19 protein-coding genes are annotated in these 22,716 nt (G+C 38.2%); 7 read left to right on the forward strand and 12 right to left on the reverse strand.

The features are described 5' to 3' along the window. Positions 1-86: 86 nt before the first annotated feature. Complete coding sequence (locus ACN0TV_RS10905) at positions 87-494, forward strand: STAS/SEC14 domain-containing protein (RefSeq protein WP_417362942.1); 408 nt, start codon at positions 87-89, stop codon at positions 492-494. Positions 495-502: 8 nt separating this feature from the next. On the opposite strand, the gene hutH is transcribed toward ACN0TV_RS10905, so the two are convergent. Together hutH and ACN0TV_RS10915 are read right to left on the reverse strand one after the other, a co-directional pair. Beyond that, positions 503-2,014 (reverse strand): histidine ammonia-lyase, encoded by a 1,512-nt coding sequence (gene hutH / locus ACN0TV_RS10910; RefSeq protein ID WP_417362943.1) that lies wholly within the window; start codon positions 2,012-2,014, stop codon positions 503-505. 95 nt (positions 2,015-2,109) lie between these two features. Further along, complete coding sequence (locus ACN0TV_RS10915; RefSeq protein ID WP_417362944.1) at positions 2,110-3,657, reverse strand: NAD(P)H-hydrate dehydratase; 1,548 nt, start codon at positions 3,655-3,657, stop codon at positions 2,110-2,112. A gap of 299 nt (positions 3,658-3,956) precedes the next feature. On the opposite strand from ACN0TV_RS10915, the gene thrA reads away from it, so the two are divergent. Genes thrA through thrC form a run of 3 tightly spaced genes read left to right on the forward strand, consistent with a single transcriptional unit; the run spans position 3,957 to position 8,700 of the window. After that, positions 3,957-6,404: a bifunctional aspartate kinase/homoserine dehydrogenase I gene (thrA, locus tag ACN0TV_RS10920; RefSeq protein WP_417362945.1), complete on the forward strand. Its 2,448-nt coding sequence runs from the start codon at positions 3,957-3,959 to the stop codon at positions 6,402-6,404. Positions 6,405-6,422: 18 nt separating this feature from the next. Beyond that, positions 6,423-7,346, forward strand: a complete 924-nt coding sequence (locus tag ACN0TV_RS10925) for a homoserine kinase (RefSeq protein ID WP_417362946.1) — start codon at positions 6,423-6,425, stop codon at positions 7,344-7,346. Between the two features lie 49 nt (positions 7,347-7,395). Next, positions 7,396-8,700, forward strand: coding sequence for a threonine synthase (thrC, locus tag ACN0TV_RS10930; RefSeq protein WP_417362947.1), 1,305 nt, complete (start codon positions 7,396-7,398; stop codon positions 8,698-8,700). A gap of 88 nt (positions 8,701-8,788) precedes the next feature. Here the strand turns inward: thrC and ACN0TV_RS10935 are convergent, their stop codons facing one another. Further along, positions 8,789-9,871: a Gfo/Idh/MocA family protein gene (locus tag ACN0TV_RS10935; RefSeq protein ID WP_417362948.1), complete on the reverse strand. Its 1,083-nt coding sequence runs from the start codon at positions 9,869-9,871 to the stop codon at positions 8,789-8,791. Positions 9,872-9,984: 113 nt separating this feature from the next. Here ACN0TV_RS10935 and gcvT point away from each other — a divergent pair, with 113 nt between their 5' ends. Beyond that, on the forward strand, positions 9,985-11,073 hold the full coding sequence (gene gcvT / locus ACN0TV_RS10940) for a glycine cleavage system aminomethyltransferase GcvT (protein WP_417362949.1): 1,089 nt from the start codon (positions 9,985-9,987) through the stop codon (positions 11,071-11,073). Positions 11,074-11,114: 41 nt separating this feature from the next. After that, on the forward strand, positions 11,115-11,927 hold the full coding sequence (locus tag ACN0TV_RS10945; RefSeq protein WP_417362950.1) for a sugar nucleotide-binding protein: 813 nt from the start codon (positions 11,115-11,117) through the stop codon (positions 11,925-11,927). Positions 11,928-11,959: 32 nt separating this feature from the next. Here ACN0TV_RS10945 and ACN0TV_RS10950 read toward each other — a convergent pair whose 3' ends face one another. The 9 genes from ACN0TV_RS10950 to ACN0TV_RS10990 all read right to left on the reverse strand — a co-directional run bounded on the left by ACN0TV_RS10950 (position 11,960) and on the right by ACN0TV_RS10990 (position 21,880). After that, entirely contained in the window at positions 11,960-13,936 is a 1,977-nt protein-coding gene (locus ACN0TV_RS10950; protein WP_417362951.1) for a protein-disulfide reductase DsbD family protein, read from the reverse strand. After that, on the reverse strand, positions 13,929-15,245 hold the full coding sequence (gene tilS, locus ACN0TV_RS10955) for a tRNA lysidine(34) synthetase TilS (protein ID WP_417362952.1): 1,317 nt from the start codon (positions 15,243-15,245) through the stop codon (positions 13,929-13,931). The genes ACN0TV_RS10950 and tilS overlap by 8 nt, the downstream gene beginning before the upstream one ends. A gap of 14 nt (positions 15,246-15,259) precedes the next feature. Next, positions 15,260-16,921, reverse strand: a complete 1,662-nt coding sequence (recN, locus tag ACN0TV_RS10960) for a DNA repair protein RecN (protein ID WP_417362953.1) — start codon at positions 16,919-16,921, stop codon at positions 15,260-15,262. Positions 16,922-17,037: 116 nt separating this feature from the next. Continuing rightward, positions 17,038-17,928: a DUF4835 family protein gene (locus ACN0TV_RS10965; RefSeq protein ID WP_417362992.1), complete on the reverse strand. Its 891-nt coding sequence runs from the start codon at positions 17,926-17,928 to the stop codon at positions 17,038-17,040. Beyond that, the gene (gene coaBC / locus ACN0TV_RS10970) at positions 17,921-19,132 is read right to left on the reverse strand and encodes a bifunctional phosphopantothenoylcysteine decarboxylase/phosphopantothenate--cysteine ligase CoaBC (protein ID WP_417362954.1); all 1,212 of its coding nucleotides are present in this window, start codon (positions 19,130-19,132) and stop codon (positions 17,921-17,923) included. The genes ACN0TV_RS10965 and coaBC overlap by 8 nt, the downstream gene beginning before the upstream one ends. A 3-nt stretch (positions 19,133-19,135) precedes the next feature. Beyond that, entirely contained in the window at positions 19,136-19,459 is a 324-nt protein-coding gene (locus ACN0TV_RS10975) for a DNA-directed RNA polymerase subunit omega (protein ID WP_417362955.1), read from the reverse strand. Between the two features lie 9 nt (positions 19,460-19,468). Further along, positions 19,469-20,302 carry an outer membrane protein assembly factor BamD gene (locus ACN0TV_RS10980; protein WP_417362956.1) on the reverse strand — a complete coding sequence of 278 codons (834 nt, stop codon included), beginning with the start codon at positions 20,300-20,302 and terminating at the stop codon, positions 19,469-19,471. A gap of 169 nt (positions 20,303-20,471) precedes the next feature. Beyond that, positions 20,472-21,356, reverse strand: coding sequence for a 4-hydroxy-tetrahydrodipicolinate synthase (dapA, locus tag ACN0TV_RS10985; RefSeq protein WP_417362957.1), 885 nt, complete (start codon positions 21,354-21,356; stop codon positions 20,472-20,474). Positions 21,357-21,358: 2 nt separating this feature from the next. Continuing rightward, positions 21,359-21,880, reverse strand: a complete 522-nt coding sequence (locus tag ACN0TV_RS10990) for a DUF6913 domain-containing protein (protein WP_417362958.1) — start codon at positions 21,878-21,880, stop codon at positions 21,359-21,361. 67 nt (positions 21,881-21,947) lie between these two features. Here ACN0TV_RS10990 and ACN0TV_RS10995 point away from each other — a divergent pair, with 67 nt between their 5' ends. Continuing rightward, positions 21,948-22,715 (forward strand): 5'-nucleotidase C-terminal domain-containing protein, encoded by a 768-nt coding sequence (locus ACN0TV_RS10995; protein ID WP_417362959.1) that lies wholly within the window; start codon positions 21,948-21,950, stop codon positions 22,713-22,715. Position 22,716 lies beyond the last annotated feature (1 nt).

Raw genomic sequence — 22,716 nt, forward strand, 5'->3', positions numbered from 1 at the left:
CACACCTTAACTGCTTAAAAATGTAATTCATCTAATTTCAACATACACTTTATTACCCTGATCAAAATAGGAGTAATTTTGCGGAGATGAATGCAATATCTTCAAAGTATAATTTAATCAAGATCTATGAACTTGATTTCGGGAATATCGAAGTATATTCAAATCTTGCCGTGGGTATAGTAAACGATGGTGTTGACTTTAACCTCGAGCATATATCTGCTTTGATAAACATCGCGGAAATCCACTTTAGCAATATGGATTTTGGTTATATTTCACTACGAAGAAATTCCTATGCTTTGGATCCTTCCGTGTATAAATATCTCAAGGAACTGCCACACCTGAAAGGCATTGCAATTGTTTCAAACAACGAACTATTTAAGCACAATTTTAAAATTGAAAAGTACTTCTACGGAAACAGTATGAAACTATTCAAAAACGTAGACACCGCAAGCGAATGGATTCAAAGTTTGGTCCTTCCCAAAAACATCAAATAAAGGCCTTTTTAATCCAAGAAGAACTCTGGTGAAACAGGGATCTGTTCTAGAAATTCGATTGACTTTTTAATATCATCATGGAATACGCGATCACTAGCCACGAAGGGCACTTGCTCGCGATACTTCTGATAAAAATCTTCAATGATTTTTGACGATTGAAGTGGTCTTCTATAAGTTAAGGCCTGAGCAGCATTAAAGAGCTCAATGGCCAAAATGGACTTTAAGTTTGTTACCAATTTCAAGCACTTAGTAGCTGCATTTGCACCCATACTTACATGATCCTCTTGTCCATTGGAAGAAACTATTGAATCTACACTTGCTGGTGTGGCCAACTGTTTGTTTTGGCTTGCTATACTCGCTGCCGTATATTGAGGGATCATCAATCCGGAATTCAAACCTGGATCATTAATTAAAAATGGCGATAAACCACGTTGACCTGAAATTAACTGATAGGTTCTTCGCTCAGAAATACTCCCCCACTCGGACAATGCTATTCCCAGATAATCCAAAGCCATCGCTAGAGGTTGTCCATGAAAATTACCTCCCGAAAGAATCAAATCCTCTTCAATAAAAATATTGGGATTATCGGTTACCGAATTGATTTCAGTCTTAAATACTTTTCTGACATGTGCCAAAACATCCTTAGATGCCCCGTGAACCTGAGGCATACATCTAAAGGAATAAGGATCCTGCACCTGTGTTTTAGGTGCCTCAGCGATTTGACTCCCCTCTAAGAATTGACGTATCCGATCAGCAGTTTTTATCTGTCCTCGATGTGGCCTGACCAGATGTATAAGTCTATGGAAGGGTTGCGTCAAGCCGTCAAAAGCCTCTAATGACATGGTACCAATAAGATCAGCAGAATACGAGAGTCGATAGGCATTCAATATACACCAGACACCATAGGCACTCATGAATTGGGTTCCGTTGAGCAGCGCCAAGCCTTCCTTAGCTTTTAACTCCACAGGCTTCCAGCCCATCGGACTCATAAGTTTATCAACACGAGTCACCTCACCCTTATAGTACACCTGCCCTTCTCCGATCAAGGGTAATGACATATGTGCAAGCGGAGCCAAGTCTCCAGAAGCCCCGAGTGAACCCTGGGTATATACTACCGGGATAATATCTAAGTTATAAAAATCTATAAGTCTTAGGACAGTCTCCAATTGTACTCCACTATGCCCGTAACTCAAGGATTGAATCTTGAGCAACAGCATGAGCTTTACAATTTCAGGATCCACCAACTCCCCAGTTCCACAGGCATGTGAACGAACCAAATTTCGTTGTAATTCATTGAGGTGGTTGTCTGCTATTCTAACATTACACAAGGAACCAAAACCAGTATTGATGCCATATACAGGAGTTTTATCTGAGGAGATTTTCTGGTCCAGGTACTTTCTACACTTTACCAGATTGACTTTGGCTTCATCAGAGAGTCTGAGTTTGGTTTTATACTGTATCAGGTTCCAAATGGTTTGAATATCTAAAACGGTGGAACTTATATAGTGAAATTCTTCCATAAATTGCTAGTTGTTAAAGCAAAAATCTGCATTTACATCTTAGTATCCAAAAAATGATTTTTGAATACTTATGTTTTTTTTTAAAATTCGTTTGATTATTGTTTTGGATTTTGATCTGTAGAATTAGCCTCCGGTTGTTTAATTTGAATTAAATCTAAAAATGCGTCTCCTGTAAAATCAATGATATCTGTTGCAGTTAAAGCCTCAACACCTGACCGTAAAACTGCCAAATCTCCTGCCCTACCATGGATGTATACTCCTAAAACTGTAGCGTCTAAAAGCGAATACCCTTGGGCAATTAAACCGCTAATGAGCCCTGTAAGCACATCACCACTTCCGGCGGTGGCCATACCTGGATTTCCAGTGGAGTTCACATACATTTGATCCTCATAAATTGTAATGGTATGCGCACCTTTGACCAAAATTATCAGCTGATGTTGTTTTGAAAACTCCTTCATCTTATCCAACATATCGAAATCGTCCTTCCAAGGTCCTATCAGGCGTTCCAGCTCTTTTGGATGCGGCGTTAAAACAGCCTTTCCCTTTATATATACTAACAATTCCTGATGCTCCGCTAGAATATTAAGCCCATCGGCATCGATTACTAAGGGGCTATCATTTTTCTTTATAAAATTTGAAAAGGCCTTCACAGTTGTATCATGCATTCCCATTCCTGGACCTATGCCAATAACTGTTGGATTAATCTCATAGTGAATGTGCTGTATATGGGCGTGGTGACTATCCGTAACAACCATTGCTTCAGGTAGTGAACTCTGAATAATCTGATACCCACACTGTGGTGTAAATACACTTACTAGTCCTGCTCCAGCGTGTAAAGCTGCTTCACTACACATCAGGATCGCTCCAATTTTACCATAACTTCCTCCAATAATCAGCGCATGCCCAAAAGTCCCTTTGTGACTAAACTTATCCCTAGGCTGATAGCGTTGTAAGGCCTGAAATTTATCGACAAATACAGCCAATGGTTTTTCCTTTGATATATACTCAGGGTCGAGACCTATGTTTAATACCTGCCAATATCTGGAATACGTTCCTGTGCTCGGAAGTGTAAATACTAATTTTGGAAATTGAAAACTAAGGGTGTAATCCGCCTTAATTACTTCCAATCCAATGGTTGTCTTATCCATATACATTCCTGAAGGAATATCTATGGATAAGACAAAGGTCATACTCTCATTAATATGCTTGATTAACTTAGCAACCCAAGCCAAAGCAGGACGATTAAAACCAATGCCGAATATAGCATCAATTACAATCTCATTTGGCAATATCTCAGGCAGGTCACTGGTCTGGGTTAATAACTCTGGCCATATATTGATCTCTTTAATTCTGTCAAAATTGGTTAAAAAGTCTTCGGATCGATGATCACTAAAATTCACCACATGAATGGTGACTGAATATCCAAAATTGATCAAATATCTTGCGACGACAAGTCCGTCACCTCCATTGTTGCCAATCCCACAAAACACATGAATTCTGACTTTTGAATCGCCTAGTTGCCTTTGAATCCATTCAAACGCCACTTTACCAGCCCTCTCCATAAGCTCATCGCTGGAAATATTTTGGCGTTCTATTGTATATTTGTCAGCCTGCCGGATCTGATCTACGGAAAATATCTTCATTTGTTAAAAAAACTTCGATTAAATTATCAAATCTTTAATTATAAGATTTAGGTTTTATTACTTGCATAAATGTACTACATTTGAAAATCAATACGAATAAACACTTTGAAAAGTTTAAACAACATACATGAAACCTCTTCCATATTCCCAATAGGGAATACATGTTATGCTACCATTATTCGTACAATTACCATTATTACCCCTTTTGGGGTCTAATTCATTTCATATCGTCCGTAGTCTTTTTTGTTTGATATTTAAACAAAAACAAAACCAATTACTTATTTGTAATCAATTTTCCCATGAAAGTATTAAAGTTTGGCGGCTCTTCGGTCGCTAGTTCAGATCGTATAAAAAAAGTAAAAGAGATTGTATCTCAAGCTTCACAAAAGCAAAAAATTGTTGTGGTGGTTTCTGCATTCGGAGGGGTTACCGACCTATTAGTAAAAGCCTCATTACTTGCAGCTGCCCAGGATGAGGAGTACAAGGAGATTCTTCATGAAATCGAACAACGACACCTAAACGCTATAGCGGAGCTCATTGATATCAATAGACAAAGCGGTGTTATTAGCACTGTAAAACGTGACTTAAATGTGCTTGAAACCCTTTTGGAGGGTGCTTACTTGATCGGTGAGAGCACTCCAAAATTACTCGATAAAATTGTTGGATACGGTGAGCTGCTATCCTCTTATATCATCAGTGAATATTTTATAAACGAAAATATCGACTGTGTTCATAAGGACAGCCGTCAACTGATAAAAACAGATACATGTTTTGGCAAGTCTCATGTGGACTTCAAAACAACCAATGCCCTTTGTGAAAATTATTTCGGTACCGTAACCTATAGCGTTATAGTGACTCCAGGGTTTATTGCCTCTTCAACAGATGGAAACTCAACCACTCTTGGACGTGGAGGATCAGATTATACAGCGGCAATATATGCAGCTGCTTCAGGAGCCGAAAAACTAGAAATATGGACTGATGTCAGTGGCATGTTTACAGCGAATCCGAAGCTGGTTAAACAAGCCTTTACCATCCCTAGTATTTCGTATCAAGAAGCCATGGAGCTTTCTCACTTTGGAGCCAAGGTCTTATACCCACCAACAATTCAACCGGCCTTATCTAAAAAGATACCAATTCATATAAAAAACACATTTTCACCGGAGGATGACGGCACGCTGATTTCTTCAGAAACTGAGGATAAGCCAAATGCCGTTCGAGGAATAAGCCATATTGAAAAAATATCGCTGCTTTCTCTTGAAGGTTCCGGTATGGTCGGTATACCTGGAATATCGAAACGATTTTTCGAAGTACTCTCTCATGCTGATGTTAGTGTAGTATTCATCACACAAGCCTCTTCAGAGCACTCGATATGTATTGGTGTTTCTTCTCAAGATGCGGCCAAGGCTAAAGAAGCCCTTGATTCTGCATTTGAATACGAAATAAGCCTTAAGAAAATCAATCCTGTAAGTGTGGAAGACGACCTAGCGATAATCGCATTGGTCGGTGATCATATGAAGAGCCACCAAGGACTTAGTGGCCGTATGTTTAGTGCCCTAGGAAAAAACAATGTCAACATCAGAGCAATTGCTCAAGGAGCTTCTGAAAGAAATATTTCAGCCGTTATTGATAAAGAGGATGTGAAAAAAGCCTTGAATACCTTGCACGAGCAATTTTTCGAAGACCACATCAAACAACTCAACTTGTTTGTCATGGGGGTTGGTAATGTCGGAGAGAAGTTTCTGGACCAAATCCACACCCAAAGAAAATACCTCAAAAAGCAATTAAAATTAAATATTCGAGTCGTTGGAATCTCCAACTCTAGAAAGATGGCTTTTGATGATGGCGGACTTGATTTAACAAATTGGAAATCCCAATTGGATGCCGGTGAGGACACTGGACTTGACGCCTTTTATGATAGGGTCAAAACCATGAATTTACGCAACAGTATCTTTGTGGATAATACTGCCAATGAAAACGTTGCTCAAACCTATGGGAAATATCTCAGCGATAGCATCTCTGTGGTTACCTGTAATAAAATTGCAGCTTCTTCTCCTTATGAAAAGTATATTGAACTCAAAGAGCTTTCCAGACGCTACAATGCTCCTTTCCTTTTTGAAACAAATGTAGGTGCAGGTTTACCGATTATAGACACCTTAAAACACCTCATTGCATCTGGGGATAAAATCACCAAAATTCAGGCGGTACTTTCAGGTAGTTTAAACTTTGTTTTCAATAATTTTGATCTAGAGACTCCGTTTGACCAGGTGGTGAAACAAGCCCAAGATGAAGGTTATACTGAACCCGATCCAAAAATAGACCTCAGTGGTATCGATGTGATGCGCAAAATTTTAATTTTAGCTCGTGAAAGTGGGAATGAGTTGGATATAGAACAAATTGAAAACGAAGCATTTTTACCACAGGAAAGTTTAAACACTACCAATGTTGAAGATTTCTACAAATCACTTGTGGAACATAAAGCTCATTTTGATAAGATCTATAACCAAGCCTCAGAAAAGAATTGTCGCTTAAAGTATGTTGCACAGTTCGAAGATGGTAAAGCAAAGGTAGGACTACAAGAAATACCAAAGGATCATCCATTTTACAACCTGGAAGGAAAAGATAATATCGTATTGTTTTTCACCCAGCGTTATAATGAGCAACCGTTACTGATCAAGGGTGCAGGTGCAGGTGCAGAAGTTACAGCTTCCGGAATTTTTGCAGATATCATCCGTATCGGGAACTTTTAATTTCTATATACCATTAAAATGAACGAGATAAAATTATTTTGTCCAGCAACTATAGCCAATGTATCCTGTGGATTCGATGTATTAGGGCTTTGTTTAGAAAGTACCGGTGACCAAATGCTCATTCGAAAAGTGAGTACACCTGGAGTTCGAATCACAAAGATTGAAGGACAACAACTTCCTTTAGAAGCAGAGAAGAATGTTGCAGGAGTTGCAGCACTAGCATTACTCAAAGATTTGGATCTTGATTTTGGTTTTGAAATTGAAATCATCAAAATAATTAAACCAGGAAGCGGTATTGGAAGTAGTGCCGCAAGCGCAGCAGGAGCTGTGTTTGGAATTAATAAGTTGCTAGGTATGCCTTTCAATCCTACACAATTAGTTGGATTTGCCATTCAGGGTGAGGCCCTAGCAAGTGGTACAGCTCATGCCGATAATGTGGCTCCTGCCCTATTAGGTGGCTTTACCTTGGTAAAAGGCTATACACCATTGGAAGTTATAAAGCTAAATACACCAAAGCAACTTTTTGCTACAGTTATACATCCTCAGATTGAGGTGAAAACCGCAGATGCCCGTTCGGTTTTAAAGCAGTCTATTCCGCTGAAAAAAGCAATTGTTCAGTGGGGAAATTTAGCGGGTCTTGTTAGTGCACTGTACACTGAAGACTACGAGCTACTATCGCGTTGCCTACATGATGAGATTATTGAACCTATGAGAAGTCCACTCATACCTGGATTTCACAAAGTCAAGGAGGCTGTCAATAAGGCAGGAGCACTTGGAAGTGGAATTTCTGGTTCTGGCCCTTCTATATTTGCACTCTCCAAAGGAAAGGCAATGGCAGAAAAGGTAGCAGTAGCGATGGGGGATGTTTACAAGGATTTTGGGGTGGATTATGACCTTCACATCTCTGGCATCAATACAGAGGGTGTAAAAGTTTTATCATAACAGCCATCGTATAATCTGAGAATTAAAAAATCAAAAGCTTAAAAAGAAGATGAAATATTATAGTCTAAACCAATCAAAAGATACCGCAAGCACCAGTTTCGAACAAGCTGTTGTTCAAGGGATCGCACCAGATAAAGGTCTCTATTTTCCAAATGAAATAAAACCACTGGATCCTTCCTTTATCCAAAACATAGAACAGTATTCTAATCAAGAAATCGCCTTTAAGGTGATCCAACAATTTGTCAATGGAGAAATCCCAGATGAGGAATTAAAAAACATCATCGCTGAAACCTTGTGTTTCGATTTCCCTACAGTTGCTGTTGAAAACAATGTGTATGCTCTAGAGCTTTTCCACGGACCGACTATGGCCTTTAAAGATGTAGGAGCTCGTTTTATGGCGCGTTGTTTAGGTTACTTTAATAAAAACAAACAGGACCAACAGGTTACCGTTTTGGTTGCCACCTCCGGAGATACTGGAGGAGCCGTTGCCAGCGGATTCCTTGGCGTTAAAGGTGTAGATGTCGTTATCCTATACCCTAGTGGAAAAGTGAGCGATATACAAGAAAAACAGCTAACCACTTTGGATCAAAACATCGTCGCCTTGGAGGTTGATGGAGTCTTTGACGATTGTCAAGATATGGTGAAAACTGCTTTTTTAGATTCAGCATTAAAAGGTCAGAATCTTACTTCAGCAAATTCTATCAACGTAGCGCGATGGCTTCCACAAATGTTCTACTTTTTCTTTGCATACAAACAACTAAAAGGCAAACATAAGGATCTCGTATTTTCTGTTCCAAGTGGAAACTTTGGAAACATATGTGCCGGAATCATGGCTCATAAACTTGGTTTACCTGTAAAGCATTTTATCGCAGCAACCAACATTAATGACACTGTACCTGTGTACATGGACACACAGAAATACCAGCCAAAAGCTTCGAAACAAACCATTTCAAATGCTATGGATGTTGGAAATCCAAGTAACTTTGTGAGGATTCAAAACCTATTTGACAATGATTTTAAAGCCTTGTCAGCGATGTTCTCCTCTCAAAGCTATACTGATGCTCAAACTGTTGAAGCACTTCAAGAAATCTATAAAAATTCTGGCTATATTGCAGATCCACATGGCGCAGTTGGTTACTTAGGATTTAAGAAGTATCAAAAATCCAATCCAAGGGATACAGGGGTATTTTTAGAAACCGCTCATCCGGTGAAGTTTTTAGACACTGTAGAAGAGGCCTTGGAAATTGAATTACCAATTCCAGATCAGATTAAATCAGTGATCGACAAGAAAAAAACAAGTCTTAAAATTTCCTCTTACGAGGATCTAAAAGCCTATTTGAATTCAAGAGGTTAAGCAAATAATTTACTTGTGAAAAACAGCGTGCGGGAATACACTATAAACTATTCCCGCATGCTGTTTTATGCCCTCACTTATTTTTATTCTATAAGTAAACCGTCTTTCCGCTTTTTACCGACTCATCACAAGCCAACACTACTTCCAAACTGCTCACGGCATCTTGGAGATGGTCAGACAAGTCTACATCATTTCTGATGGCATCTAAGAAATATAACTGTTCACGCATACACAATTCTAAGTGATCGGGCTCATCTTTGAAATGTATCCACTGATCCTCTTGTGTAAATTCATTTGAAGCATCTACTTCCGCATGGTGTATTTTTAAGCTTTCGGTTTTGGTATGACGATCGACGGAGTCAGTGGCACCCTGTTCCGTGGCGGAAGCTGACACAATGGAAACACTTCCCTTTGGCCCTATTACATCTTTTATAAAATGTGCCGTCTCACTGATCATTGGCCCCCATCCTGCCTCATACCATCCAATTGATCCATCTTCAAAGGTAATTTGTAGTTGACCGTAATTGTAATTGTCTGGTGAAATTTCATCCGTAAGCCGTGCCCCTATTGCAGAGACTTGTTTGGGCTTAGAACGCACCATTTGACACATCACATCAATATAATGTACCCCGCAATCCACTATCGGACTCAGACTTTTCATAAGATTTTTGTGAACATCCCACATATAGCCATGGCTTTGTTGATTTAAATTCATCCGCATCACTAAAGGTTTACCAAGTCCTTGAGCCACATCTATAAATTTCTGCCAACAAGGATGTTGTCTCAAAATATATCCGATAACAAGCTTTTTACCCGACTTATTAGCAGCCTCTACCAAAGCTTTTGCCCCCTGGACTGTAGTAGCGATTGGTTTTTCTAAAAACACCTCGCATCCGGCATCAAACGCCGCCAAGGCATATTCTTGGTGCGTATCGGGATAGGTAGAAATACAAACGGCATCAGGCTTTGATTCTTTCAATGCTACTTTATAAGAATCAAAGACAGGATAATTAGCCTTAAGTTGTTTGTTTAATTCGTGTTTACTGTCTCCTCTTGCAACCAGCCCACAGATTTCAAAATCATTTTTTAATTGATCATATGCCATAGCATGAGAAGCTCCCATATTACCACAGCCTACTATCAGTATTCTAATTCTATCATTTTTCATCATTGGTCATGTATTAAGTGTCTTTATTATTCCTCCTTTATTTTTTACCTCACTATATTTAAATAATTTTGTAGTTATAAGTAAACAGACTAGCAATTTTTTTAAATATACTAAAAATGAACAATACTGCTTTAACAAATGTCCATATTCAGTTGGGTGCAAAGATGGTGCCTTTTGCAGGATACAATATGCCAGTACAGTACGAAGGAGTTACTGCTGAACATGAAAACGTAAGAAAAAATGTAGGCGTTTTTGACGTGAGCCATATGGGCGAATTTCTTGTCTCTGGACCAAATGCTTTTGCACTACTACAAAAAGTATGTAGCAACGACATCGCCAAACTAGAAATTGGAAAGGCTCAGTACAATTACCTACCAAATAAACAAGGTGGTATCGTTGATGATTTGATTGTCTATCAGATCAAAGAAGAACAGTATCTATTGGTTGTTAATGCTTCCAACATTGACAAAGACTGGGAATGGATCTCTGGGTACAATAAAGAGTTTGGTGCTGAAATGAAAAATATATCTGATGCGTATTCTTTATTGGCCATCCAAGGACCTAAAGCTATAGAAGCTATGCAATCCCTTACAGATATTGATTTATCTGCCATCAAATTTTACCACTTTGAAGTTGGACCATTCGCAGGTATTCCTAATGTGATTATTTCTGCAACAGGATACACTGGAAGTGGTGGCTTTGAAGTTTATTGTAAAAATGAAGACGTAGGTCAACTTTGGGATAAAGTTTTTGAAGCGGGAAAAGACTTTGGTATCAAACCTATTGGATTAGCTGCTAGAGATACACTTCGTTTAGAGATGGGATATTGTCTTTACGGAAATGATATCGATGATACAACCTCACCGTTAGAAGCTGGTTTAGGCTGGGTAACTAAATTCACTAAGGATTTTGTAGCTTCAGATATCCTTAAAACACAAAAAGAAAACGGCTTAGCGAATAAACTTGTAGGATTCGAACTTCAGGAAAGAGGAATTCCTAGAACCGGTTACGATATTACCGATATGGAAGGAAATGTCATTGGAAGAGTCACCAGTGGCACCATGGCACCTTCATTAGGTACTGGTATTGGAATGGGATATGTTCCTGTAGCCTATGCTGTGCCAGGAAGTGCAGTTGGAATTCAGATTCGAAAGAATCAGGTTCCTGCTACGGTTGTTAAACTTCCTTTTTATAAAAATAAATAGGTCAAGTCTGAGTTCTCTTAATACCGATGAAAGAAAGATATTTGAAAAAGATTTTAATATTAGGAGCTAGTGGTTTTATAGGAGGTTCACTTTACAGAGAGCTCTGCTCCTATTTTGACACCTATGGAACTTATCATACGGGAAAGATTTATGCTAATAACAAGCATTTCTTTCCCTTTGATATGCAAAATGACGATCTTATAGAAATTCTCTCAAGGGTTCGACCCGATGTGATTATTTCTGCGCTGCGCGGTGAATTTGAATCTCAAATTGACACCCATATTGATGTTCTGGATTATTGTAGAGCGAGCAATAGCAAGATCATTTTTTTATCCTCGGCAAATGTATTTGATGCCTTTAGTAACTTTCCGTCTTACGAGTTTGATAAAACGCTTTCCATGAGCACCTATGGGAAGTTTAAAATCAAAATTGAAACTGCGCTAATGCAATTGCCTGAAAAGAATTATGTAATCGCGAGATTGCCTATGGTATTTGGGAGCCAATCTCCACGGATCAAAGAACTCAAATATCACCTCCAACAGGACAAGGCCTATGAGGTCTTTCCTGACTTGGTTATGAATGTGACAAACATTGCTATACTGACCAAGCAAATCCACTATATCATTAATAGGGATAAGAGAGGTATATTCCACCTTGGAAGTTCTGATCTAGTGCATCACAATGAATTCATAGAAGACATCATCAAAGTATTAGGCTACCAGAAACCACTGTTGAAAAACGTTTACACCTCAAATTTTGATCGGTTTTTAGCGGTTCTTCCTAAGGACAATAAACTTCCAAAACATCTCAATTTTGGTCATATTGAAGTGATCAATGAAATGAACATCATTTAAACTGCCAATTGATTCTTAACGGGTCCTCAGTATTACTTATCCTGAGACTCCGCAAATTTCTTCAACCCATCTTGTAGCCACTGATAATAAGTAATCGCATCGGTATATTTTTGAGGACTGCTCAACAACTCATAGTCTGATGACATTTGAATGTAATATGGCTGAGAAGCAGTTTTAAAATTAATGGTTTGAAAGGTTGCCCATTTATCACCAATAGTCTTAATACTTTTTACCCGACCATTTTCCAACTCAAAGTTAAATTGATCACCTTCTTCCAATTCCTTTCTATCATCCACATAAAGTGAAATTAAAACATACTCTTCATTGAGAAGGTTAAAGATCTCAGGCTCACTCCAAACATTCTCCTCCATCTTACGACAATTCACACACGCCCATCCAGTGAAATCTAGTAGAATAGGCTTATTATGCTCTTTCGCATAGGCCAAACCTTCATCAAAATCCTTAAAGCAAGTAAGGCCTAGTGGACAATCACTTTCCTTTTCATAGATACTATAGAAAACAGGTGGTGGAAAGCCGCTTAGTAGTTTTAAATTTGACTGTGAGGTATTGAATAATCCCGGAATTAAATAGATAACAAAACCAATTACGGCAAAACCAAAAATAAACCTGTAAAAACTCAGTTTTTTACGTGGTCCATCATGCGGGAAACGGATAAGTCCGAAAACATATAAGGCCATGAGTATAAATATCACGATCCAAATTCCGATAAACACTTCACGTTTTAAGATTCCCCAATGCTCTACCAAATCGGCATTTGAAAGGAATTTAAAGGCCATGGCTAATTCCAAGAATCCTAAAATAACCTTGGTGGTGGTCATCCATCCTCCAGACCTCGGCAATGATTTTAGCATGTTAGGAAACAGTGCAAACAGTGCAAATGGCAAGGCCAAAGCCACACCAAAACCTGTCATACCAACGGTAAGCTGAGTAGCTCCTCCGTCATTAGACAAGGAACCTGCCAAGAGTGATCCCAAAATAGGACCGGTACAAGAGAAGGAGACTATAGCTAAGGTTAAAGCCATAAAAAATATCCCTATGACTCCACCAGCACCAGAGGCGCTATCCATTTTATTTCCCCAAGAATGTGGAAGTGTTAACTCAAAATATCCAAAGAAAGAAAACGCAAAGACCACAAAAATGATAAAGAAAGTAACGTTCAACCACACATTCGTTGATATGTTATTTAAGATCTCAGGAGCAATGGAATCCAAGAAATGGAATGGCACACTAAGCGCCATGTATATACCAACAATAAATGCTCCGTAAAGTATCGCATTGGAAACCCCTTTGCTTTTGTTACTACTCTGTTTGGTAAAAAAAGAAACAGTCAAGGGTATCATCGGGAACACACAGGGGGTAAGCAAGGCGATGAGTCCTCCTAAAAATCCTAGTACGAAAAGATTAAATAAACCTTTGCCCTGAGCGTCCTCACTATGCTTATTTGCCTTTAGTAAATCAGTATTGGTAAGGGGGATTTCTAAATTTTGTGCTAGATCCAAGCTCTTAGCATCAACAACCTTATCGATAATAACAGCACTTCCATCCAAAGAAAAACCTAAGTCATATTGATCGAAAATACATTGCTTATCATCACATGCCTGGTAAGATACGTCCCCAATAACTGTTTTGAGTCCAGGATTAAGCAGCTTAATTTTTTGCTTAAAAATGGCCTTATCAGCGAAATAAGATAGTTCCTGTTCGAAAATTTTATCCATTTCCGTAATAGGTTTACCTTCCTCTATAGCACCCATACGCTCAAAATCCACTCCCTCTCCTTGAAAGTTGAAAGTTGTGGGAATGATGGCGGGTTCTTCGTCTTGCGGCTGACTTACAGCATAGAGATGCCAATTTAGTTTAATCTCAGCTTCGACGATTAAGGTATAAGTAGAATCTGAAATACGTTCAACTGAAGTATTCCATTGTACTTGATTTTGGCCAAAAATAAAATTTGTGACAAATAGTAGTAGTACAGCTATTAAATTACGCATGTAGGGATGTTATTTTTAATATTTCTGTTGTTGTTTCTGTTATCTTAAAACGATCGTCTGCACGAGCGCCAACAATCCAAATGATTTCATTGTCACCATTGCAGAGCAACCATTGATTTTCTTTTTCCAATAAAGAAAACTTTTCATCTTTGAAATACTTACTGAGCTTTTTCTTCCCTAGCATTCCAAATGGGTAAAAATAGTCACCATTTTGTCGTTTGCGAAGTATAAGCGGAAACTTTAACTTTTCTTTATCAACTAAGACTTCATCCTTAGATATCTCCGTTTTTAATTCAGTATGTTCAATATGAAGTTGGATGGGATAGTTTATGCTCTCCTGCTCCTGCGTTATGGTATATTCATACTCCAATGTATTGGATTCCAATGGGACCAATAACAATTGCTCCCGATTTCGAATCAATCGATGACTGTCAGAAATAAGTTGTTTTCCGGAAAGCGTGTCTAGGAGCTGCAATAGCTCTACTCCATTTTTAAAACCAAATGGTTTAAAAAGTTCGTATAAAAAGGCAGTCAAGGGGACAAGCTCCATCAGCTTGATTACGGGTATTTCAATAACTCCATTATTTTCAGAAAACAGTTGATCTCGCTTTTGATCAACCGTAGTTTTCACAATGCTGTTGGATTGATTTAAATGCTGCAGTGACTTGGTGAAATTCTCCAAGAAATCTGGCTTCATCTGCTTGATTAACGGAATGATATCATGTCGGTATTTATTTCTGATGTATTTAGACTCAGCGTTGCTGCTATCCTCACGCCACATTATCTGATGCGCCTTAGCGTACTGAACGATTTCAGATCTCGAAAAAGGTAGTAGTGGTCGAACAATATAATCATTGATCTCAGGAATACCTGTCAATCCTTCTAACCCACTAGCCCTACCAAGATTGATCAAGAAGGTTTCTAAATTGTCATCAGCGTGATGTGCGGTGAGTAAGTACGAAAACCCGAGTTCCTGCTTTTGCTGTAGAAACCAATCATAACGCAGATCCCTAGCTGCCATCTGAATGGATACCTTAGCCTCTTGAGCATGGGTTTTTGTGTCGAAGTTGATGGTGTGAAAATCAACGCCATAAGTTTTACATAACGCTGTTATAAATTGTAGATCCTGCAAACTCTCTTGACCTCTTAATTGAAAATTACAATGCAATACACTACAATTGAGTTTTATATTACGACACAGATCTAAGAGCACCACGCTATCGATACCCCCACTTACCGCAAGGGCAATAGGTGTATTGAATAAAAAAGGAAGCTTGCGTTCAATATGAGTTTTAAAGCGCTGTTGCATCCTACAAAGTTATGCTAATTTCGTTTGATCAGCAATTCGTTGGCATGCGCTCTTGCCGATGAACTAATATCTTTACCTCCGAGCATTTCAGCAATTTCAACTACACGTTGCTCTTGGTCTAATTTCTTCATCTGTGAAGTGGTAATACCTTGGATTTCCTCCTTATAAACCTTGTAGTGCTGATCGCCTTTAGCGGCTACCTGAGGAAGGTGAGTTATGGTAAAAACCTGCATGGTCTTACTCATTTGATACATGATATCCGCCATTTTGTTTGACACCTCGCCGGATACACCAGTATCGATCTCATCAAACATTATGGTGGGCAGATGCATATATTGTGCTAAGAGTGCTTTAATAGCCAGCATGATACGAGATAATTCCCCGCCTGAGGCTGCTTTTTTAAGTTCATTGAACTGTCCTCCTTTATTGGCAGAAAATAAGAATGACAAGCTATCCTTACCATGAGCTAGATAGTGCTCTGTCGGAATTACTTCAATATTGAATTGGGCATTGGGCATTCCCAAGCTACCCAGGGTGTCTTCCAAGTGTTTTTTGAGCGGTGGAATACCACGAGCTCGTTTTTTATGCAAATCTAGAGCAACCTTGTCCAAGGCCTCTTCCATAGTCATAAGCTTCAATTGCAGGGCTTTGATATCATTTTCAAGATTCTCAGTTTTTGAAACTTGTAGCTCTAGTTGCTCTTGTAGATCAATGAGTTCTGTAACCTCTAAAGCATTGTGTTTCTTCTGAAGATTATAGATCAATTGAAGTCGTTCATTCACCTTTTCCAATTCCGCAGGATCGGCTTCTAGATTTTCCTCCAGTGATTGTACTTCGCCATAGACATCATCAAGTTCTATTAAAACAGATTCGATTCTGTCTGACAAATCTTTGTAGGATTTGCCAAAGTCGCCCAAGCGATTGAAATTATTCTTGAGTTCTGTAAGGCTCGGCAATATTCCCATTTGCTCTCCACCTAATAACTGTAACCCCTGACCAACTTTAGTTGAGATTTCCTCAACATTATTCAATTGTTCGAAGCTAGCTTCTAAGTCGGTAAGCATCCCCGGCTTTAATTTCGCTGCCTTTAATTCTTCCAATAAAAATGAATTGTAATCGTAATCCTTATCAGCCTGCTGCTGAAACTCAATCAAGGATTTTAATTCCTTTTTAAGCACCAAATAATCCGCAAGTTTAGCCCGGTACAGACTTAGTTCTTGGCTTACATCACCAATGGCATCAATAACTTGAAACTGAAAGTCATTATCGGTTAGTTTTAAAGTCTGATGTTGTGAGTGAATATCGATAAGCCGCTCCCCCAGGGAAGACAATACATCTAGCGTAACAGGAGTGTCATTTACAAAAGCTCTAGATTTTCCACTCGGCAAAATTTCTCTTCGAATAATTGTTTGCTTCTCAAAATCCAGATCTTGCTGTTTAAAAAATTCTTCGAGATTGTAATTTTCAATGGCAAAGCTGGCTTCAATTACACATTTTTCTTCTGCATTTTTAATACTACTGAGATCGGCTCTTTTGCCCAACACCAATGACAATCCTCCTAAAAGTATAGATTTTCCAGCACCAGTCTCTCCAGTAATGGAAATTAGTCCTTTGTCAAAATCTACATTAAGATGATCGATTAAGGCGTAGTTCTTTATGATCAGATTTGTTAACAATACAATTTAATTTTTAGCATCCCAAAGGTAATTTTTATTTTGGAAGCAAACTAAGAATTTAAAAGCTGAAAAGCTAAAAGTTATCAAACCCACAGTAGTGATTCCTACTAAAACATTTAATACTTAATGCGACTCCAGGTTTTAGAGTACAATGGAGCCATGCTGTTAAGGTTTTCTTTTAATTCAGCAATTTTCACTTTAGGACCTCCCGAGAAAACATTGGCTATTTCTTCTGATTTGGCATCAAAGAACGCCTGTAAAACAAATGAGTTCGGACGGGTATTGTTGAGTTTATCCAGCAAGGCCATAGAATTCAAAATATTATCCTTGGCCGTTTGAGGTTCTGAAACCAACAAATCCATACCTAGACGATGATAATCATAGAGTGCCATACGATACTCCCTAAAAGTGTTTGAGAGTAAGTTGTCCACCAATTCCCATCGAGATCTATTCCCATCGGTTTGTTTCCATCCACTAAAACCACTTCCTTGACTTAAGTTTACGATTGCCTGTGCCTGTTCATAATATGGGCTTCCACCTTCTTTAGAGAACGTATCAGCATCAATACCTAGGATGATATAGACATAGTATGAGACCACAGCCGTCAGATTGCTCTCAAAAACATTTGGATTAAAATAAAGAGGAGCAAACTCTACATACTTAAAGGTAAACTGCTTGTCCTGATAATTAAACACAGGAGATTGATATGTAGAATTAAACACAGGTCGATTCGATTGAATTTGAATGGTGCCGCTAAAAGTACTGTTGTCATATTGCGTAATGGTCACCATCATACTACATTCAATGCGCTCATTTGCATTAAAATTACCATTGGTCCATTGTGTTTTATTTACATAGTCGTTCAGTGACTTTTGGAGTGTTGTAAAAATCTGCTTATTGGTTTGATTGACCTGATCGGAATTAACAATGACGGTACAGTTCAATTCCTGGCTATAGGTAAAGCTTAAGCAGGCACATAGTAGTAAGGTTAGGATTCGTTTAAGCATCAAGTCTGGATCGTATCTCATTAAAAATATCGATTGCCACTTCCGCTTTTGATTTTAATGGAAAAGCAATTCGATTTAACTTCTTATCTATAAATGTAACCTTATTTGTTGATTTACCAAAACCGGCACCTGTATCATTTAAAGAATTTAAAACTATGGCATCCAAGTTTTTTCTTTGAAGTTTTGATACTGCATTATCAATTTCATTCTCAGTTTCTAATGCAAATCCTACTAAAAATTGTCGCTCTTTTATCAGCCCCAGAGAGGCCAATATATCGCTAGTGGGTACTAGATCAATATGTAATGTAGCAGTTTTCTTTTTTATTTTTTGATCTGCAACCTCAGCAGGTTTGTAATCTGCTACTGCGGCAGCCAAAATAGCGATATCCACCTGGTTAAAAACCTGATGTGCTGCGTTGTACATCTCTTCTGCACTTTGAACGCGTACCAGTTTAACTAAGGAGTGGTTTAAAGTCAATGCTGTAGGCCCAGCCACTAAAAAGACCTCAGCACCCAATTTTGCAGCATGTTCAGCTAATGCAAATCCCATACGGCCACTAGAGTGGTTTCCAATGAAACGCACCGGATCGATGGCCTCATATGTTGGTCCTGCAGTAATTAAAACCCTTTTGCCATAAAGAGGCAGGGTTGATTGCAATTGATTTTCAACAAGAGAAACAATAGACTCTGGCTCCGCCATCCTTCCCTGACCTACTAATCCACTAGCAAGTTCACCGTTTTCGGCAGGAATGATAAAGTTCCCTCTTGCGATTAGCGTGCTTATATTTTCTTGGGTAGTTGGGTGACTATACATGTCTAAATCCATTGCAGGTGCAATAAACACAGGACAAGTTGCAGATAAATAGGTCGCTAATAAAAAGTTATCAGAGTTGCCCGTGGCCATCTTTGACATCGTATTAGCTGTAGTCGGAGCAATGATCATAAGGTCAGCCCACAATCCCAAATCCACGTGATTGTTCCACATCGCATTCTCCTGTTTAGGATCAGTAAATGAAGAATACACCTTGTTTTTAGACAACGTAGAAAGCGTTAAAGGAGTAACGAATTCTTTCGAATTTTCCGTCATTACCACTTTAACGCTTGCTCCGGCCTTGATGAGTAAACGCACCAAAAAAGCCGATTTGTATGCGGCTATTCCTCCTGATATTCCAAGTAAAACTTTTTTGCCGCTAAGTATGGACATGCCCTACTCTTTTTCTGTATTTCTATAATAAATTTTGTCGTTCAACCACTCTTCAATTGCAATAGCATGTGGTTTTGGAAGTCTTTCATAAAACTTAGAAACTTCGATTTGTTCCTTGTTTTCAAAAATCTCCTCCAAGCTATCAGTATAGGTTGCAAACTCCTCCAACTTCTCTATCAACTCCTTTTTGATATCACCATTAATTTGGTTGGCGCGTTTAGCAACTATTGAAATAGCCTCATAAATATTATCTGTAGGTACATCCAACTCATTTCTATCATATGTAATGGTAGAAATAGGTGCTTCAGAGTTTCTCAATTCGCTCATAATTTTTATTTAATTATTTACTGTGTATTTTTCTAGTAATTCTTCTAATTCAGTAGCATCTTCAACTAAATCGCTATTCATTTTATCAGATCTACTGATATATTTCGATTCAGGATATTCACTTTTAAAAGCATTGTATGCTTCATTGGCATTTTCGATACGCTCTTTTTTCTTATTATAAACACTATTGATAGCTAGATTATATCGAGCCAAGTAATCGTAAAACATAGCGTCTTCCTTGTATAAAGAACCTGGAAAGTTCTCAAAAAAGGTTTCGAAGGACTTTATGGAAGCATTGTAATCAGAAATTCTATTGTACTGTTTTGCAATCTCAAATGACTTTTTCTCCAACTTCCCTCTAAGGGCCTCCATCATCTTATTTGCCTCGTCTAAAAAAGCAGACTCTGAATAGGTATTGATAAAAATCTGTAACCTATCGATGGCCTTTTGAGTTTCCCCTTGTTCTAAACTATATCTTGGAGAAGTCAAATACTGACTCTTAGCCCCCATAAACGCAGCCTCTTCAGCTTTATCACTACGTGGATACGATTTGGTAAATCTCTCAAATTGATAAGCCGCTAGGTAATAGTCTTTAGACTGATAATATGAGTTGGCATAAAAAAACTGCAAACGCTCTCCCTGAGGTTTTCCAACATATTGCGGAACGATCTGCTCATAGATTCTGATAGCCCGTTTATAGTCACCTTCATTGTACAACTTCTCAGCCATGTCATATTTCTTTTTGACATCACTATCTTTTAGCACCTTTTGGTATTCACTACATCCACTCAGTAGAACTAATGCAAAAAACGCTAAATAAGTAAATCTCCACTTTTTAATCATTCGGCAAAATTAGTTAATTATCTTAAATATTAAAAACATTTTTACATCCCCAATGTAAGGCAGTAAAATAGATTAAAAGAAGACTGTCTTATATTTTATCAATTTTTTAACGCAATACAGCAAAAAACCCGATCGCAATGCCGGGTTATTCTATTTTTATATCCTCAAATTATACGGTTTGCGAAACATTAATAGAGTTTGCAATTCGCTGTTTTAAATCCGCGGTGGCCTCAACTAACGGCAGCCTTACGACATCACTACAAAGTCCTAAATATTCAAAAACAGCCTTTATGCCTGCAGGGTTTCCTTGCTCGAATATAAGTTCGATGATATCCATTAATTGGAAATGCAAGTGATTTGCTTGATCCAAATCTCCTCTCAGTCCGTGTCTAACCATAGTTGAGAACGCTTTTGGTAAGCCCTGTCCGATTACAGAGATCACCCCTGAACCTCCAGCCAAAACCATAGGTAGGGTGAGCATATCATCTCCAGAGATCACCAAAAAACCTTTAGGTTTATTTTTTATAAGTTTCATCGCTTGAACAATATCTCCGGCAGCTTCCTTGATACCGATGATATTCTCAAATTCATTTGCCAAACGAATTACTGTAGTAGGAAGCATATTTGAACTCGTCCTTCCTGGAACATTATAAAGTATAACTGGTAACGGTGAACTCTCAGCTATCGCTTTAAAATGTCTATAAATCCCCTCCTGAGTTGGCTTATTATAATAAGGAGAAACTGACAATATTGCATCAAAGACGCTTAAGTCCTCTGAGTGAAGCTCATGAACAACCTCTGCAGTATTATTACCGCCAACACCTAAAACTATAGGTAATCTCCCAGCATTTGCACTGACAATAGTTTGCTTGACAAGCTGTTTTTCTTCCTTGCTTAGGGTTGCGGACTCTGCTGTGGTCCCCAGCACTACTAAATATTCGACACCGCCATCAATTACATGATTTACAATAGCGCTTAACGCCTGTACATCTACACTCGAGTCTGACCTAAAAGGTGTGACTAGTGCTACTCCTGTCCCAAGAAATTTTGACATAATCATAATCGTTTTAATATGTTAAGGTATTTGACCAACTCTTTTGAAAACTGGTCATAATCCTTTTCATTAACCTTCAATACCAAGTTGTTAACATTCTCACTTCCTTCCGTTATACCAACTTTAAGCTCACTTTTACACAAGGTGGATACATATTTTAAAAACAAATTAGGCGTGCTGTAATAGTTTATGGCAATATCATAAGGTCGATCTAAAAACGCTTGTATATCTTCCTGTTTGACCTTCCCATTAATTCCAAAGGAATTCTGGGAGAACACTGGAATCATATAATTGACATTTTTATAAATTCTGTCGACATATCCCGCTATAAAAATATTATCATTACTAATGCGAATAGCCTTGGCAATATCCATTAATGGTTTGTAATCCACCAGGGTGTCGTAATTAATAATAATAGCCAATGAACGTACAGCTCCTGCGTCTCCACCATAATTAGCTGGTTTTAAGTTGGATGCTTTAATTGCTTTTTTTATAGAATTTTCTTTAAGACCCTTAAAAATCATGTACAATTCCTTTATTTTTGTAAAGGTAAAACTTTATAGTCTTAACGCGGTAAAATTAAAGAATCTTATGCGTATAAAAACACAACATTTTGTTATATTTACAACTTTCATGCTTTGTATCTCTTGTCAACAAAAGGATCCTAAAATTCAAGAAATTCATGGAAGAGAGATCGCGATGGTCGATAGCATCCCCGAAATTGACAGTATCAAAAAGTTTATTACACCCTATAGAACACACATTAAAGAAGTTTTAGATACGCCCTTATCGTATGCACCTAAGACAATGCAAAAGTCTGATGGAGCACTGAATTCGTCCATTGGCAATTTTATTGCTGATCTCACCTATGAAGTTTCCAACCCTGTTTTTGAAAAGCGAACAGGAAAAACAATTGATTTTGCTCTATTAAATCACGGTGGTATACGGTCAATCATATCTCAAGGAGTAGTGAGTCGAAGGACGGCCTATCAGGTGATGCCATTTGAGAATAGAGTTTTAATTCTGGAAATCAGTGGTGAAAAACTTATGGAGCTCTTAATTTATTTAGCCGAATCAAAAACTGCTCACCCAATTAGCAAACAATTACAACTACAACTCAAGGCTAACGGGGATATTGCCATGGCTACTATAAACAACCAGGCTATTGATGTAACTAAAAATTACTTTGTGGTAACTTCAGATTTTTTAGCAAATGGTGGTGACCACATGAACTTCTTTAAGAATCCCATTAGCACTACTGATATTGACTATTTGCTAAGAAATGAAATCATTGATTATTTTACGAAAATTGACACCATACGGGCCGCTGTAGACCAACGATTCACTCAACTTAAATAAT

It is taken from the genome of Galbibacter sp., from assembly GCF_048266365.1.
In the GTDB taxonomy this organism is placed as follows: domain Bacteria; phylum Bacteroidota; class Bacteroidia; order Flavobacteriales; family Flavobacteriaceae; genus Galbibacter.

What these genes read in the sequence shown, in the direction of transcription:
- ACN0TV_RS10950 (WP_417362951.1), bottom strand. Translation starts at nt 13,936, where the DNA reads ATGCGTAATTTAATAGCTGTACTACTACTATTTGTCACAAATTTTATT.
- ACN0TV_RS10995 (WP_417362959.1), top strand. Translation starts at nt 21,948, where the DNA reads ATGCGTATAAAAACACAACATTTTGTTATATTTACAACTTTCATGCTT.
- dapA (WP_417362957.1), bottom strand. Translation starts at nt 21,356, where the DNA reads ATGTCAAAATTTCTTGGGACAGGAGTAGCACTAGTCACACCTTTTAGG.
- coaBC (WP_417362954.1), bottom strand. Translation starts at nt 19,132, where the DNA reads ATGTCCATACTTAGCGGCAAAAAAGTTTTACTTGGAATATCAGGAGGA.
- ACN0TV_RS10935 (WP_417362948.1), bottom strand. Translation starts at nt 9,871, where the DNA reads ATGATGAAAAATGATAGAATTAGAATACTGATAGTAGGCTGTGGTAAT.
- thrA (WP_417362945.1), top strand. Translation starts at nt 3,957, where the DNA reads ATGAAAGTATTAAAGTTTGGCGGCTCTTCGGTCGCTAGTTCAGATCGT.
- ACN0TV_RS10980 (WP_417362956.1), bottom strand. Translation starts at nt 20,302, where the DNA reads ATGATTAAAAAGTGGAGATTTACTTATTTAGCGTTTTTTGCATTAGTT.
- ACN0TV_RS10975 (WP_417362955.1), bottom strand. Translation starts at nt 19,459, where the DNA reads ATGAGCGAATTGAGAAACTCTGAAGCACCTATTTCTACCATTACATAT.
- thrC (WP_417362947.1), top strand. Translation starts at nt 7,396, where the DNA reads ATGAAATATTATAGTCTAAACCAATCAAAAGATACCGCAAGCACCAGT.
- gcvT (WP_417362949.1), top strand. Translation starts at nt 9,985, where the DNA reads ATGAACAATACTGCTTTAACAAATGTCCATATTCAGTTGGGTGCAAAG.
- ACN0TV_RS10905 (WP_417362942.1), top strand. Translation starts at nt 87, where the DNA reads ATGAATGCAATATCTTCAAAGTATAATTTAATCAAGATCTATGAACTT.
- ACN0TV_RS10915 (WP_417362944.1), bottom strand. Translation starts at nt 3,657, where the DNA reads ATGAAGATATTTTCCGTAGATCAGATCCGGCAGGCTGACAAATATACA.
- ACN0TV_RS10990 (WP_417362958.1), bottom strand. Translation starts at nt 21,880, where the DNA reads ATGATTTTTAAGGGTCTTAAAGAAAATTCTATAAAAAAAGCAATTAAA.
- hutH (WP_417362943.1), bottom strand. Translation starts at nt 2,014, where the DNA reads ATGGAAGAATTTCACTATATAAGTTCCACCGTTTTAGATATTCAAACC.
- ACN0TV_RS10925 (WP_417362946.1), top strand. Translation starts at nt 6,423, where the DNA reads ATGAACGAGATAAAATTATTTTGTCCAGCAACTATAGCCAATGTATCC.
- ACN0TV_RS10965 (WP_417362992.1), bottom strand. Translation starts at nt 17,928, where the DNA reads ATGCTTAAACGAATCCTAACCTTACTACTATGTGCCTGCTTAAGCTTT.
- tilS (WP_417362952.1), bottom strand. Translation starts at nt 15,245, where the DNA reads ATGCAACAGCGCTTTAAAACTCATATTGAACGCAAGCTTCCTTTTTTA.